Here is a 14,989-nt window from a genome sequence, read left to right on the forward strand (position 1 = left end):
GCCCTTTTTATTTACACTGCCGCATCAAGCAGCAAATTGTCCCTATGGATCACCTCAGGGTAGTGCGCATCGCCCAGAATGGCTGCGACCTCATGCCTTTTCAGGCCCATGATTTTTTTCAGATCTGAAGTGCTATAGTTGGTGAGGCCCACGCCGAGGCTTTGCCCTTCGTGCAGCACTCGCACCAGCGCGCCCTGCTGAAAGCTGCCTTCAACACGAAACACGCCGCCGGGCAAAAGGCTGCCGCCCTTGTGCAGGAGGGCCTTGGCCGCTCCAGCGTCCACATGCACGCTGCCCGCTGGATCAGACTGATAGGCCAGCCAGAATTTACGGCGGGGTATGGCATGCCGTGCAGGGCAAACCCATGTGCCGCCCGTAAAGGATTCATGCCCCTGCGGAGCGGGACAAATACCGCTGGCGGCAAAGGCCCGCGTGATGATCTCCGGCTCGCGCCCCGGCAAAATCAGCGTAGGTACGCCAATCTGCGCCGCGCGACGGGCCGCCAGCAGCTTGGAATACATACCGCCGGTGCCTACGGAAGTCTTGCCGCCGCAAAGCTGACCCAGATCAAGGGCCGCCACGTCATCAATGTGATCCATGATGGGAGCGTTGGGGTCTTTTTGCGGATCGGCAGCCAGAACGCCCGAGGCGGACGTGAGATTGATGAAGAGATCCGCCCCGGTCAGATTGACCAGAAGGCTTGCAAGGCAGTCGTTATCGCCGAACTTCAGTTCGCTGATGGACACTGTGTCGTTTTCGTTGACAATGGGCAGCACGCCCCATTCCAGCAGTTCGGCAAACGTATTGCGAGCATTGAGAAAACGCTGACGGGCGCGCAGGTCATCGCGGGTCAGCAGGACCTGAGCAGTGGGCATACGGTGCGCAAAAAACACCTTGTCCCAGCTCTGCATGAGTTGCCCCTGCCCCACTGCTGCCGCAGCCTGACGCGCAGCAAGGCCCGTGGTTTCAACCACATGCCCGCGCGTGGCAAGCGCGGCCCGCCCAGCGGCCACAGCACCGGAAGAAACAAGCACCAGACGGCGCGGCTCCGCGCCCCCCGCGTTGCTGGATGCAGCATCACCCGCAGGCAGCAGGTTGCGCAGATGCGCCAACTGCCCGGCCAGATTCTCCAGCACGGGCATGCTCAGGCCCTGGGCATCGGTGAGTACGGCGCTGCCTACTTTGACGACCACCACCCGGGCCTGGGCAAGCACCCGTGCGCGTTCCTGCCGCCAGTCTTCCGTCGGCGCTGTCATATATGCTCCACAGACCGCTACTCGCGGGTATAGATCACTTCAATTTCGGGGAAGTCCTCTTCCTCATCACCGTCTGTATCGGCAAAATGCAGGATAGGCGCGTGGCTGGCGGTTTCATCGCGCATACGCCACAACTCTTCCACCAGAGGCTCAAGGTCGATGTTGTCCCGCGCGGAAATAAAGAAGATATTCCGGCCATCGGCTTTGGCCCTGTTTTTCAGCTCTTCCAGACGCTCGGGGCTGATGAGGTCGATCTTGTTGACCACCTCGATCTGCTGCCTCTCGCCCAGTTCTTCGTCAAAGCGGCACAGTTCCTCGTTGATGAGGTTAAAGCCCGCCCATGGAGCATCTTCGCCCACATCTTCCACGCTGAGAATATGCACAAGAAAACGTGTGCGCTCCACATGCTTGAGAAAACGCAGCCCAAGGCCCTGGCCTTCGTGCGCGCCCTCAATGAGGCCGGGGATGTCGGCAATGACCATGCGCCTGTCGGGATCCACTTCGTCAATCATAACGCCGAGATTGGGCGTGAGCGTGGTGAAGGGATAGGCCGCGATCTTGGGGCGCGCCGCCGACACCTGCGAAATAAAGGTGGATTTACCCGCATTGGGCAAGCCCAGCAGACCGGCATCTGCCAGAATCTTCAGCTCAAGGCGCAGATTTTTTTCTTCACCCGGTTCACCGGGCTGACAAAACCGCGGTGCGCGCATGGTGGAAGACTTGAAATGTTCGTTGCCCTTGCCGCCGCGTCCGCCGCACGCAACAATAACTTCTGTTTCAGGATCGCTGAGGTCTGCCAGCAGTTCTTCCCCGTCCGGGCCTTCAACAAAAACAAGCGTACCCACCGGCAGGTGCAGCACCATGTCTTCGCCCTTCTTGCCATCGCACTGGCTGCCTTCGCCGGGGCGACCATTGCGAGCCTCGTAAAGGCGCTTGAGGCGAAAGTCGTACAAAGACAGCAAACGGCCATCGGCTTTCAGCAGCACAGAACCGCCGTCACCACCGTTGCCGCCGTCCGGGCCGCCGCGCGGCACAAATTTTTCGCGCCGAAAAGACAAACAACCGTGCCCGCCCTTACCGGCGCGCACCTGAATTCGAGCTTCATCTACAAATCGCATGGGATATCCTTGCGGTCAGTCCGCGCGGCTACGCCTGCAATGCTGGCGCTTGCCGTAATGTATATGGGGCTGCCGTTCCGAAAAACCGCGCAAATATTGCAGCAATGCCGGCCAGCGCCGCACGACAAACACCTGTTTGCCCCACGCTGCCTGCGTTTTCGGTCTGTGGCCTTGCGCCACACGTACCCCAGCACAAACACCGAGAGGGAAGAAGCCTCGCGGCCCCTTCCCTCATCGGCAAATTCCACGCGGCCGCTTAGTCGGCGGCCGCCTCCACATGCACTCGCGTGTGGACGCGACGCTTGCGGAGATACTTCTCAAAGCGCACAACGCCGGCCACTTTGGCGAACAGGGTAAAGTCCCTGCCCATGCCCACGTTCACACCGGGGTAAACGGTAGTGCCGAGCTGACGCACCAGAATATTGCCAGCCAGAACCTTCTGACCGCCAAAACGCTTTACGCCGCGGCGTTGGCCTTCACTGTCGCGACCGTTGCGCGAAGAGCCGCCTGCTTTCTTATGTGCCATGGTAGCCTCCCTGGGGCGCCGACCCTGTGGACCGGCGGGGCAAAGTAAATATCTTTCAACGCGCCCTGAACGAATGCAGAGCTATTGGCAGACCATGCCCGCGGCCTGCCGAACCTCGGCTAAAGCCGGGTTCTAGGCGTTGATGCTCTTAACGCGAATGGTGGTGTAATCCTGGCGATGACCGCGCATCTTGCGCGAGTCATTACGACGCCAGCGCTTGAACACCTTGATCTTTGGGCCGCGCCCGTGATCCACCACTTCCGCCATAACGGCGGCCCCGGCAAGATAGGGAGCGCCGACTTTGCATTCAGCACCGCCGACCATCAGTACCTTGTCCAAGGAAATTTCGCTTCCGGCCTGAACCGCAAGCTTTTCCACAACTACTTTAGAACCTTCTTCGACGCGGTACTGTTTTCCGCCGGTCTCGATAATCGCGTACATATCAACCTCCAAAAAGAGAAAGGCATATTTGCCCCACAGGCCGACAAATGTCAAGCGCGTTTTGCAGAAATTTTTGCAAAACTCGCTACAACAGTCCGCGACTTGCGCGAGTGGCGAGAATACACAACTTCATAGCAGGGAGCAATGTCTTTTTGCACCTGACAACGCGTCGCCCTCCACTTACCTCTTTGAGCGGACTTGCGCAGCCGCAAGCCTGCTGCTAACTGTGGGGCGCATGAACACCGCCCCCACCCAACTCACGCTCGACATCACCGCCCTTTCACACGATGGGCGGGGTATTGCGCGCCTCGCCCCCGAAAATGACCAAATCAGCAGAGGCACAGTCGTCTTTGTGGCAAACGCCCTGCCGGGTCAGCGTGTGTTTGCACATGTGTTGCGGCGCAAGTCTGCTTTTATAGAAGCGGAAGCCGAGACTCTGCTCAGCCAGTCGCCGGACGCAGTCGATCCCATCTGCCCCCACCATGCCGAATGCGGCGGCTGCCCGCTGCAAACCATGCCCTATGCGCAGCAGCTTTACTGGAAGCGCACTCTGGCGGTGGACGCCCTCACGCGCATTGGCAAATTTGACCGCGACCAGATTGAATCGCTTTTGCCGCCCGTCACAGGTTCACCTGCGCTGACGCGGTTTCGCAATAAAATGGAATTTGCCTTCGGGCACGACATGGACAACAAGACCGATTTGAAACTTGGCCTGCGCCGCCGCAATGGCCGCGATGTGGTGGCCGTGCCACACTGCGCCCTCATGCCGCCCGAGGCGCTGCAAATAGTAAGCATGGTGGGCAAACTGGCGGCGGAAAGCGGCTTTGCCGCCTACGCAGCGCCCGATTCCAGGCAAAGCCAGCCTCTTCACCCCACGCACGGCCAGCAAAAGCAGGGACGCCGTGGCGGCATTGCCCGGCGCGCTCCGCGAGATCACGCCATCCCGGTTCACGATGTCGCGGCCAATGGGTTCTGGCGTTTTTTTGTGCTGCGGCGCGGCCTTGCCGCAGACATGCGCACACCGCGCTGGTGGGCCCTGTGCATCACAAGTCCCGGCGATGCCCCGCAGCGCGCTGCCGTGAGGATGCTCGGCAGGGAAGTTCTGGCGGCATTCCCCCAGTTGGCAGCATTTATCCATGAAGAACGCGCCACCGCCGATGCCTTTGCTTTTGGCGAAAAACGCGTGCAGACCCTGGACGAAACTGGCCGGGAAAATCCTGCAGCCACACGGTTGTTTCTGCCTCTCGCCGGCATGAACTTTACCCTCGATGCGTCTTCCTTCTTTCAGGTGAATACCGGCGGCGCGCAGGCACTTGCGCAGGCGGCACAGCGCATGCTTATGCCCGACAGCCCGGCGGAGAACCAACAGAATGCCCGACCCCGGGGACTGCTTGATCTTTATTGTGGCGTTGGCGCACCGGGCCTGTTGCTGGCGCGCCACTATTCCGCCCTGCTGGGCCTGGAGCAGGACAGACGGGCTGTGAAGCTCGCTGCCATAAATGCCAAGTCCAATGACATCAATTACTGCCAGTATGAGGCAGGGGATGCGGTGCACCACCTTGAGCGCCTTGCATCTCTAGATCTTGCCAGCCGCTGGCAAGCAGCAGACTTTGGCGCATCAGCCAACGCCCCGCTGGCAGCGGATGCTCTGGCAGACCCGCCCAGGGCCGGGCTTTCACCCCGCGCGCTGGATGCGCTCATGCAGATCGCGCCAGACAGAGTCCTTTATATATCGTGCAACCCGGCGACGCTCGCGCGCGACGCCGCACAGCTGCGCAACAAGTATTCCCTGGAGCGGCTTGAAGCCGTTGACCTTTTTCCCCACACACCGCACCTTGAGTGTCTGAGCCTCTGGCGCAGGCTCGACTGAGCAATAGGTAGACATTTTTTTGCAAATTCACGAGGCTCGATTTTTGGTATCAACAGCCAGTTTTCCGCGTCTGTGGCCCCTAAGGAATGCAGCGTAATCACAAGTTTCCGCCCAAAGTCATTGACGCGTCGGGTCGCCTGTGATAATTTGAACAGCGTTAAGGGGACCATGACGCTTACAGGTTCCAGCCACGTGCGCGGAGGCCTTATGTCGTTCAAGGATTTTCTTAAGCAGCAGCAAACCGGCATGGAAGCCATGGCCAGCACAGGGGTCATTGGCCTGCATCTGGTGAGCGGCCCCGCAGTGGGTTTTGCCATAGGCTACGGCATTGACCACTGGTTTGGCACCAGCCCTTGGGGCAAGCTGGTTTTTCTGTTCATCGGCATTGCGGCGGGTTTTTTGAACGTGTACCGCGACACTCAGGCCCTGCTACGCAAAATGGCGGCGCAGGACGCCCGCCGGAAAGGCCTTGTGCCGGAACAGCAAAGCGAAACGCCCCCAGCGGGGCAAGGCAAAACAAACAGCCGTGCGCAGACTGAAACAGATGATACACAGCCTTGACGCCTGGCTTTGGAGGCGCGGCATAGATCACCCGGCTATCCGTGTTTTGCTGCGTAACGAAATTTTGCTCGCCGCGTGCAGTCTTTTGATCGGCGGGCTGGCCTTTACGGCCACACCCTGGTTTTTCTGGTTTGGAGTGGGCCTGACCATCATGGCCTGGACTTTTTGGGGATTGGCGCGCTTTTTTTTGCGCAAGGGCCTGGGGGATTACAGCACGGCCTTTTTGCGCATAGTACTGGTGCGCTGGATGGGTCGGCTGGTTATAATCGGCGCGCTCCTTTATGTTTCGCTGATTGTGTATCAGGCTCCTGTTTTCGCCATAGTAGGCGGCATGGCCGCATCTGGAGCTTGCGCTCTGGCAAGTTATGCTCTGGCAGCGCGTGGACCGCGAAGCCGGGCAAATTAGCCGGAAAGCCCAACCGGGAAGGCATGATCGCCAGACCGGGGCAAAACAGCCGCACCACGGCAGGGCAAAAGCCCAAGGCCGCAAATTTTGGGGAATGGCCCGCACGGGTCTAACATTAACGCCGCGCTTTGGCGCGTACTCACCAGGAGGCATGGCTCATGGCAGGTGGTTTGCCGCATCCGGTATTGCTCTCCACATTTATGGGCATGGACGAGATCGCCATCGGTGGAACGATGGTGGAATTCAAACATGTGTTCTACTCCTGGGTCTGTATGGCCATTCTGTTCACCGTAGCGTTGATCATGCGCCGTCGGCTGACTATGGTTCCCGGAGGTTTGCAAAACTTTTTCGAAGCCTTGGTGGATACCATCGAGAACTTCATCCTGGCCACCATGGGTGACCATGGACGCAAGTTCGTGGGCCTCCTGGCTGGCATGTTCATTTACATTTTTGGCATGAACCTCATGGGCCTTGTGCCTGGCTTTGACGCGCCTACAGCCAACCTCAACACCACCGTGTGCATGGCGGTGTTTGTGCTTGTGTTCTACAACGCCGTGGGGTTGATCCGCTGGAAGGCGCACTACATCCACCACTTCACCGGCCCCTCCAAGGTGCTCATTCCGCTCATGTTTCCGCTTGAAGTGGTTTCGCACCTTTCGCGCCCGGTTTCGCTTTCTCTCCGTCTTTTCGGCAACATCCGCGGTGAAGAAATCGTTATGGTGCTGTTCTTTGTAATGGCTCCCATACTCGGTACCCTGCCCATCTACGCCCTCTTCCTTTTGGGCAAGACCATGCAGGCTTTCGTGTTCTTCATGCTGACCATGTTCTACATCAAGGGCGCGCTTGAAGCACCCGAGCATTAGGCCGATGGCCACGGGCTGCCTGCGGCCCGCCGAATAAACATCGGCAAATTGCGGGACGTTACACACGACACATAATGGGGAATGGTCGATAACGACCCAACAATACAACAGTGCAAGGAGTGTCTCATGCGTAAGTTTCTGATGATCGCCCTGAACACCGTGGCCCTTCTCGGCATGGCCACCATGGCTTTTGCTGCCAACCAGCTCGACGCCTCGGCTCTGGGCTACACCTGCCTGGCCGCCGCTCTTGGCATCGGCATTGCCGCTTTCGGTTGCGGCATCGGCATGGGTCTTGGTCTGAAGGGCGCCTGCGAAGGCGTTGCCCGCAACCCTGACGTGAGCGGCAAGATCACCGGTACCATGATTCTGGCCTTCGCTTTCATCGAATCGCTGGCCATTTACGCCCTGGTTATCAGCTTCATCCTGCTGTACGCCAACCCCTACGCGTAAGTCCGGATCACATTGATTTGTAAAAAAGGCGGCCCTTGGGTCGCCTTTTTTATTTACAACAGATCATATCTGCTACGTCTGTAACTATCGATTCGAATCCGATACTGCTTCCAACCAGCAATTTTTTGTAATCCAAGCTGCCTGCAACAGTAAAAACCATGAAGACAAAACTTTGCCTCAGTCAGAACACCTGACAAGAAAAGTCGAACAGTGTTGAGTACGCACTTCCACACGAATAGACTTGAGACATAGAGAAAGACCGTTACCTGCCATGCACCAAATACCTTTCCTTGAGTCAGCATTCCGTGAGCTTCGTAAGATGCTTAACCTTTGTTAACTTTTATGGTATAGATTATGTTCTACATCGCTTTTAGAGCCTAACATACTGAAATAACAGATGGCGAACGTGCGCCGCTGTGTTAGCCGCAACTTGCTAAGTGGTGAAATAAATTTTATCAAAAAAGTCAGCAGGAAAAAGCCAAGGTACGGTTCCACCGCCCTTGATACCAGTTGAACATTGCAGGCATAACGTCCTTCTTTTCCTGCTATTTAGCGAAGTTGCCTGCCATGTGCGCCATGTATTCACAAAGCTTGCGCCTGTGTGTATTTCTGCTATAAAATCAAATTCACAAAGTTTGTAACAACAAGACACGCTTGGCATCTCAGAAGGTACAACATGGTCAACCCACCCAAAAGCAAACACATCCCCCGCGCGACTATCCAGCGCCTTGCCACATATGTTCAGGTGCTGGAAAATTTCGCACGTGACAGTGTCGAAGTCATTTCATCCAATCCCCTTGCAGAAGCCTGCGGCGTCAACGGCTCGCAGGTGCGCAAAGACCTTGCTTACTTCGGCGAATTCGGCATCCGTGGCGTTGGCTATCATGTCAAATCGCTCATTGCCGCCATCACCTCATCCTTGGGTGTTGACCGCGAATGGCGAATGGCGCTGATCGGCGTTGGCAACCTCGGCAAGGCTATCCTGAACCACGGCGAGTTTCGCTCCCGCGGATTCAACATTGTGGGCATTTTCGACTGCGATCCCTTCAAAATCGGCGAAATTGTCCACGGTCTTGAAGTGCACTGCACACGCGACCTCAAGGATATGGTGACTGATCTGAACATCGAGATCGGCATCATCACCACCCCGCCGGAGCGGGCGCAGAGGGCCGCACAGCACTTGATGGACGCAGGCATTACCTCCATTCTGAACTTTGCTCCCTCGCGCATCAAGGTGCCGGACAGAATCAACGTGGAGTACGTGGACTTTTTCCACCATCTCTATGCGCTGGCGTTCAACCATCCCCAGACACGGTAATCAAACGTGGCACTCACTTCTGTGACATCCTGGCCAGGGCGCTTTCATGACGCCCTGGCTTTTTTGACCCGGCTTGTACCACCCCGCCCCTGCTGCACCGCTGATTCGCTCAGCGCAGCCATGCCTTTTTTTGCCCCGGTGGGTCTGGTGCTCGGCGCATTTTGTACGGCAGCCGCCTTTCTTTGCTTTTGGTTATTTGAAGCGCCAGACGCTGGCTTTGCAGGCCGCTGCATTGTTGCCGCCCTGGCCGCCTGGGCCTGGATGCTTTGCGAAATATGGGCAACGCGTGGCCTGCACTGGGACGGATTATCAGACCTTGGCGATGCGGTGAGCAGCGGCGCCAGCGGTGAACGCTTCTGGGCTGTACTGCGCGACAGCCGCCTTGGCGCATTTGGTGCCCTGCATCTGCTTGTTGCCTTCAGCGGATTGTGGCTGGCCCTTACATGGCACTTTTCCACCGGCCAGTGGATTGCCCCCCTGCTCGCGCCAGCCTGGGGCCGGGCAGCCTGCATCTGGCTGGCAGCATATACTGTGCCGCATGATGAACGCTCTCTCGGCGGTCTGGCCTGCGCTGGCTCAAGCCCGCAACTGGCCCGCGGGCAAGTTGTGCTGGCAACGGGCATGCTTGTGCTGGTTTTGCTGCTGGGCAATTGCCCTTTCTGGCGCTTGCCCCTGCTGGCCTTTGGCCAATTTTTGCTGATCCACAGCATGATTGACACTACGCGGGAACACGGCGGAGTTTCCGGCGATTTTCTTGGCGCGTGCATTCAGTGGAGCCAGTTGTGGTTCCTGTTGGTAACAGTGTAAACTGAGTCTGCCTGACGCAAACGACCGGGTTTGCCCCGGAATAACCAAGGAGCCAGCTATGGATTTTAAAGCGCTCGCGGAAGCGGCCCGCACCTGCCGCCGCTTTTATGAAGACCAGCCGCTTGGCATGGCCGACCTGGAATGGCTTGTGGACTGCGCACGCCTCGCCCCCTCCGCCAAAAACGGACAGGAACTGCGCTTCATGCTTGTGAGCAACGGCGAAACCTGCCAGAAGCTGTTCGCTCTCACCCGCTGGGCGGGCGCGCTGAAAGACTGGGGCGGCCCTCACTCCGGTGATCGCCCCACAGCTTTTGTGGCCATTCTTATGCCCAAGACCGGCAAGGAACTGACCTGCATGGATGTGGGCATCGCGGCCCAGACCATCCAGCTTGCCGCCACCAGCCGAAACTGGGGCTGCTGCATGATCCAGTCTTTTGACCATCAGGCCGCTCCCTCCCTGCTGAACGTGCCGGAAGACATGAAAATCGCTCTGGTGCTGGGCCTTGGCGTTGCCAAGGAAAAGCGCGTAGTGGCCCCCATGCCCGAGGGCGGCGCAACTGCCTACTGGCGCGATGCCGAAGGCGTCCATTATGTGCCGAAGCGGAGTCTTGAAGACCTGATCGTTGCACGATTCTAGGCATTATTGCCTGAGTTGAAGACAAAAATCGCGGCTGAGCTTGCCTCTGCCGCGATTTTTTTAATTTTCGGAGCGTTCCCTGTTCAGCCAGCGTGCTCCACAAGCCACTGGCCGAGCAACTGGGCAAGAGCTGTATCGCCGTTGGCATAAGCCGCACGGCGCGCCTGCTGCACACGGGCCTTTGCCGCTGCCGGGTCGCACATGCCGCCCTCGAATACGGCCTGGGGATCAAGCTGCGACAACGCTTTGCACACCCTTGGGTCGGGCATGAGCCGCAGACATTCCATAAGCGTGCCTGTTGCGGCAACAAGGTCGCCCGCCTGCTCTTGATGCCGTGCAAGCAAGAGCCAGCCCTCAAGCCAAAGAGGTTCGACACGCAACAAAGCCTTGCAGGCTTCGCTGTTAAAGGGCTTGCCGCAGAACTCCGCGCTGATGCGCTGCTGCTGTTCCTCGGGCAACACCATCCAGGTATCGAGATTTTCACCAATACGCAGGTCGTATCCGTCCAGTTTTGCCAGCACGTGTTCATCAGGGCGCACTGCCCCGCCTTTACGCTGCATGAGCAGGGTGCAATTTTCCCTGTCATGGGCAAAGCGGCCCGGCGTCCGGCTTGTATGATGGTAAATGATGCTGCGGCTCTCCACACGCAGTTTTAGTCCCTGCGCGCGCAGGGCAAAACACAGGTCAATGTCCTCAAATCCGTTGCGAAACCCTTCATGGAAGCCGCCGCAGGATTCAAACTGCGTTTTGCGCAGCATTATGGCCGCGCCGGTGATGGCCTGCAGGGGATGGGGTTTGCGGGCTGCGGCAAAGCTGCCGGGCAGGTGCTCGTAGAGGTGCCCCACCGCATTGAAGGGATTCACGTAGATGCCGCAGTGCTGCACGGTGCCGTCAGGATACAGCAACAACGGCCCAGCCGCGCCAATCCGGGGATCAGCCATGACCGCTCGCAAAGGCGACAGCCAGTCAGGGGTAAGCGTGGTGTCGTTGTTGAGAAAAAACAGCAGATCACCGCCCGCCGCCTGAGCCCCGGCATTGCAGCCTCTGGCGAAACCCACATTTTCAGCCATGCGCACGGTCTTGAATGCCGTGCCGAACAGAGCCTCGCCCAAGGGTTCAAGTTCAGAAGCCGTGGCGTCTGTGGAGTGGTTGTCCACAACCACCACTTCCATGTTCTCTCCAGCGGAATGCTCGGCCAGCGAACGCAGGCAAGGCTCTGTCATATCCCAGAGGTTCCAGACAGGAATGACCACAGAAACACGACTTGCTTCCGACATTTCAGCACCTCCGGGCATCAGCGCCCCTGAGCAAAACGGGCGGCAGCCGCCACGAAATTGGGGGCCCAACAGGGGACTGCCGGGGCAAAAATATGCGTGTACGAAGCCCAGACATTCTGCCGCAACAGCCCGTCCAAAGCGGGCGCGCTGGTCAGCTTGGCAGTTTCGCCTTTTTTCTGCCCGTCCGGCTCTGCCTCACGTCCCATGCCTTGCCCTTTGCGCAGGCGCAGGCCGTGCCGGGGCGCAGCGCCCTGCCAGCAGCAGCGCGAATAATGAAATTCGTGCCCCAGAATTTCCAGCCCTTTGGGGAAAAATGGATTTTCCTCCACCACTGTTCCGTGCACGTAGCCGAGGCCCTGTGGTTTGCCGCAAAACTGGGCAACAACGGGGAAGATATTGCTCATGGGCCAAAGCACGCCCTCGCGTTCTATGCCTTGCGCCAGCAACATAAAACCACCACATTCTGCATAGATGGGCAGGCCAGCCCCAGCCCATGCGGCCAGGGTACGCAGGTGGGGCGAAGCGCTGAGGTCCGCAGCGCAGTCTTCGGGGAAGCCCCCGCCCAGGTAGAGGCCGTCTATTGCTCCAGCCTCGTCATGCTGCAGTTTTTCGCCGCGCAGTACGGGCCAGACGCCGGAATGCGGCCCCACAATCTCAAGCCGCACCAGTTCCGCACCAGCGCGCTCCAGGGCTTCAAGATTTTCTTCATAATAAAACCACAGGGCGCTGTCGCGCACATAGGCTATGCGAGGACGGCGGACTGGCATGGAGGCCTGTACATCGGGCAACCTGCCGCCCGAATTTTCAGCCGAAGCTGGGGTGTCCGGTAGCGGCGCTTCCACAGAACTGAAACATTCCGCCGCCGCACCCTCTACCGCTTCTGTCGTTCCATTGGCAGTCCAAAACGGCTCTGCGTGCTCAGGCCAGGGATCGGCAATGGCGGCCGCACGAGCCGCAGCCATCACGGCGTCAAGATTGAGGTGTTCGGCCACAAAGCTGCCAAGCTTGTCGAGCACGGCTCGGGCCTCGGGTGAAAGTTCATCGCCGCAGGAGGCAATGCCCATGTGGCGCTCGGGCAGCGGGTTATCTTTCAGACGCGGCAAGGCCCCAAGCACTGCCACATCCGTATATTCCTCAATAACCTTGCGCAGCAGGGCCTCGTGCCGCGCCGTGCCCACCTGATTGAGCACCACGCCCGCAAACTGCAGCCCCGGCTCAAAGGTTGTCATGCCATGCACCAGTGCCGCTGCCGTGCGCGTCATCTTTGTGCAGTTGATGCTAAGGATGATGGGGCAGCCAAGCATACGCGCCAGCTCCGCTGTGGAGCATGAGCCAGCCACGTCCATGCCGTCAAAAAGCCCCCGGTTGCCTTCAATCATGCCAAGCACTTCTGTTGCGCCGCTTTGCGCCTGTGTTTTGCGCATGGCGTGCGCAAACAGAGCCTTGAGGCGTTCCGGCTGGAGCATGTAGGGATCAAGATTGGTGGCGGGCCTTCCGGCGGCCATGGTCAGCCACGCGGCGTCAATGTAGTCCGGCCCTTTTTTGAAGGGCTTGACCGTATGCCCCTGCGCGGCAAGCGCGCGCGTGAGCCCCAGAGAGAGCAATGTTTTGCCGCCGCCGCCAGAAAGAGCCGATACGCACAGCCGGGGCATGGATGCCGCCGCTAAACCGCAGGTGGCTTGAGAGAGGTCGGATTGTGGCAAGGAGTCCTGCATGCGGGGCCCTGTGGAGCAGTGCTCTCAAGGTATTGCGTCCATCAGTTTGCACAGATATGGCGCAGTTTTTGGTATCAAAGGCTTGCGGCCCGGCCGGAACGCGAAAATCCACGCTGACCAGGCCGGGCCGCACACCTGACAGCGCCAGGCACAAAAGCCATTTATCACAGTGCAGTTTCGAGCACTGACTGCGCGCTGCCCTAGTGTTTGAAGGAACGCTGCCCCGTAAACACCATGGCAACCTGCGGCTTGGCCTCGTTGCAGGCCATGATCACTTCGGCATCGCGCATGGAGCCGCCGGGCTGGGCAATGGCCGCAACGCCCTGGGCCACCGCCACGTCCACCCCGTCACGGAAGGGGAAGAACCCGTCCGAAACAAGCGCAGACCCGGCCAACCCGCCGTGGGAGGCTTCGGTGCGGCTTTCAATATCCGCAAGCTTGGCGGCCATAGCCGCATCGGTGGTGGCTTTTTCCTTGAGTTCATAGAGCGACAGGCCGAGTTCGCGGAAGGCAAGCGTGTCTGCATACTTGGTATGCGCCTTGTGGATGGCGAGTTCCACGCAGCCCACGCGATCCTGTTCGCCCGTGCCGATGGCAAGTGTGGCACCATCGCGCACAAAAATGACGGAATTGGACGTAACCCCGGCTTCCACTGCCCAGGCAAAGCGCAGGTCGTCCAGTTCCTGCTTGCTGGGAGCGCGGGCGGCCACAGAAACGCCTTCCTTGGTGGTGGCGGTGGCGGGCAAAAAGTCCTTGGCTTCAAGAATGCGGTTCACAAAGGACTTCTGCACAATGATGCCGCCGTCAGCCAGGCTCTTGATATCCAGAAACGCCGAGCCGGTCAGTTCTTCAAGCCGCCCAAGGCCGGGCAGTTCCATGATGCGCAGATTCTTGCGTCCCTTGAGTATCTCCACGACGCCTTCTTCAAAGGCGGGAGCGGCAACCACTTCAAAATAGTTGGCGGCGACAATTTCCGCAGCTTCACGGGTAAAGGGACGGTTAACAACCACGGCCCCGCCAAAGGCGGCGATGCGGTCGCACCAGAAGGCCTTTTCAAGGGCCGCAGCAATGCCGTCATTGCTCCAGGCCGCGCCGCTGGGATTGTTGTGCTTCAGAATCACCGCCGCGGGGCGTTCGGTGAGGTACTGCAAAATATTGGCCCCGTTGTCCACGTCCGTGAGGTTGGTCTTGCCGGGGTGCTTGCCTGCCTGAATCATCTGGCTTTCGGTAAGCGCGGAAACAATGCCATTGCCGGGGCCGCGCCAGTTCAGACCGCCACACGTAATGGTGCCTTCCTTAAGAGCGTAGAGGGCTGCGGGCTGGTCGGGATTTTCGCCGTAGCGCAGGCCCTTCTCCTCGTTGTCCAGCGTCCAGGTGCGCTTTTGGTAGACGAGTTTTTCATCGCCCAGAATGATGGTCATGGTGTCAGGGAAAGCGTCCTTGTGGACGGTGCTGTACATGGACTTGAGATCCGACATGCTTGCCTCCAGATGTTCGCCGATCAAGTGAGGCATTCGCATACCATAAAACATGCCGGACAACCAGCCCCGATTCGCTGCTGGCGGCGGTTGGGGCGGCCTGGAGGTTGCTACTTGCAAAGCCCAATGGTTAGACGCCACGCCAGATAAAAATTGCGCACCACCGAGAATACGCCCTTATGACACTCGACCCGCAGCAGCCGCAGCCTGACGCCGCCTGACCAGCAGCTTGGCGGCAAACCTGCCCGGATTACAATGACTGGGCC

General features: G+C 58.9%; 15 protein-coding genes. 8 read left to right on the forward strand and 7 right to left on the reverse strand.

All coding sequences use genetic code 11. The annotated features are described in order from the left end of the window. Nucleotides 1-11: 11 nt before the first annotated feature. The 4 genes from proB to rplU all read right to left on the reverse strand — a co-directional run bounded on the left by proB (nucleotide 12) and on the right by rplU (nucleotide 3,341). Nucleotides 12-1,256 carry a glutamate 5-kinase gene (gene proB, locus RDK48_RS01095; RefSeq protein ID WP_298996227.1) on the reverse strand — a complete coding sequence of 415 codons (1,245 nt, stop codon included), beginning with the start codon at nucleotides 1,254-1,256 and terminating at the stop codon, nucleotides 12-14. Between the two features lie 17 nt (nucleotides 1,257-1,273). Then, on the reverse strand, nucleotides 1,274-2,374 hold the full coding sequence (gene obgE / locus RDK48_RS01100; protein WP_298996229.1) for a GTPase ObgE: 1,101 nt from the start codon (nucleotides 2,372-2,374) through the stop codon (nucleotides 1,274-1,276). A 256-nt stretch (nucleotides 2,375-2,630) separates the two neighbouring features. Beyond that, complete coding sequence (gene rpmA / locus RDK48_RS01105; RefSeq protein WP_022658851.1) at nucleotides 2,631-2,900, reverse strand: 50S ribosomal protein L27; 270 nt, start codon at nucleotides 2,898-2,900, stop codon at nucleotides 2,631-2,633. 132 nt (nucleotides 2,901-3,032) lie between these two features. Further along, the gene (rplU, locus tag RDK48_RS01110; RefSeq protein WP_027180826.1) at nucleotides 3,033-3,341 is read right to left on the reverse strand and encodes a 50S ribosomal protein L21; all 309 of its coding nucleotides are present in this window, start codon (nucleotides 3,339-3,341) and stop codon (nucleotides 3,033-3,035) included. Between the two features lie 235 nt (nucleotides 3,342-3,576). Here rplU and RDK48_RS01115 point away from each other — a divergent pair, with 235 nt between their 5' ends. The 8 genes from RDK48_RS01115 (at nucleotide 3,577) to RDK48_RS01150 (ending at nucleotide 10,253) form a co-directional block, all read left to right on the forward strand. Next, complete coding sequence (locus tag RDK48_RS01115) at nucleotides 3,577-5,211, forward strand: class I SAM-dependent RNA methyltransferase (protein ID WP_298996233.1); 1,635 nt, start codon at nucleotides 3,577-3,579, stop codon at nucleotides 5,209-5,211. A 168-nt stretch (nucleotides 5,212-5,379) separates the two neighbouring features. Beyond that, on the forward strand, nucleotides 5,380-5,772 hold the full coding sequence (locus RDK48_RS01120) for an AtpZ/AtpI family protein (RefSeq protein ID WP_298996235.1): 393 nt from the start codon (nucleotides 5,380-5,382) through the stop codon (nucleotides 5,770-5,772). Beyond that, nucleotides 5,738-6,178, forward strand: a complete 441-nt coding sequence (locus tag RDK48_RS01125) for a hypothetical protein (RefSeq protein ID WP_298996237.1) — start codon at nucleotides 5,738-5,740, stop codon at nucleotides 6,176-6,178. The genes RDK48_RS01120 and RDK48_RS01125 overlap by 35 nt, the downstream gene beginning before the upstream one ends. A 158-nt stretch (nucleotides 6,179-6,336) precedes the next feature. Beyond that, nucleotides 6,337-7,041: a F0F1 ATP synthase subunit A gene (gene atpB, locus RDK48_RS01130; protein WP_298996239.1), complete on the forward strand. Its 705-nt coding sequence runs from the start codon at nucleotides 6,337-6,339 to the stop codon at nucleotides 7,039-7,041. A gap of 126 nt (nucleotides 7,042-7,167) precedes the next feature. Next, nucleotides 7,168-7,491, forward strand: coding sequence for an ATP synthase F0 subunit C (gene atpE, locus RDK48_RS01135; protein ID WP_022658856.1), 324 nt, complete (start codon nucleotides 7,168-7,170; stop codon nucleotides 7,489-7,491). A gap of 676 nt (nucleotides 7,492-8,167) precedes the next feature. Beyond that, the gene (locus RDK48_RS01140) at nucleotides 8,168-8,809 is read left to right on the forward strand and encodes a redox-sensing transcriptional repressor Rex (RefSeq protein WP_022658857.1); all 642 of its coding nucleotides are present in this window, start codon (nucleotides 8,168-8,170) and stop codon (nucleotides 8,807-8,809) included. Between the two features lie 6 nt (nucleotides 8,810-8,815). After that, nucleotides 8,816-9,616: an adenosylcobinamide-GDP ribazoletransferase gene (locus RDK48_RS01145; protein WP_298996242.1), complete on the forward strand. Its 801-nt coding sequence runs from the start codon at nucleotides 8,816-8,818 to the stop codon at nucleotides 9,614-9,616. Between the two features lie 58 nt (nucleotides 9,617-9,674). Next, on the forward strand, nucleotides 9,675-10,253 hold the full coding sequence (locus RDK48_RS01150; RefSeq protein ID WP_298996244.1) for a nitroreductase family protein: 579 nt from the start codon (nucleotides 9,675-9,677) through the stop codon (nucleotides 10,251-10,253). 83 nt (nucleotides 10,254-10,336) lie between these two features. Here RDK48_RS01150 and RDK48_RS01155 read toward each other — a convergent pair whose 3' ends face one another. From RDK48_RS01155 to RDK48_RS01165, 3 genes are all read right to left on the reverse strand, one after another. After that, nucleotides 10,337-11,530 (reverse strand): glycosyltransferase family 2 protein, encoded by a 1,194-nt coding sequence (locus RDK48_RS01155; protein WP_298996246.1) that lies wholly within the window; start codon nucleotides 11,528-11,530, stop codon nucleotides 10,337-10,339. A gap of 17 nt (nucleotides 11,531-11,547) precedes the next feature. Further along, complete coding sequence (locus RDK48_RS01160; protein ID WP_298996248.1) at nucleotides 11,548-13,182, reverse strand: cobyrinate a,c-diamide synthase; 1,635 nt, start codon at nucleotides 13,180-13,182, stop codon at nucleotides 11,548-11,550. A 263-nt stretch (nucleotides 13,183-13,445) separates the two neighbouring features. After that, nucleotides 13,446-14,723, reverse strand: a complete 1,278-nt coding sequence (locus tag RDK48_RS01165; RefSeq protein WP_298996250.1) for an IMP cyclohydrolase — start codon at nucleotides 14,721-14,723, stop codon at nucleotides 13,446-13,448. Between the last annotated feature and the right edge of the window lie 266 nt (nucleotides 14,724-14,989).

It is taken from the genome of uncultured Desulfovibrio sp., assembly GCF_902477725.1.
Classification (GTDB): Bacteria; Desulfobacterota; Desulfovibrionia; order Desulfovibrionales; family Desulfovibrionaceae; genus Desulfovibrio.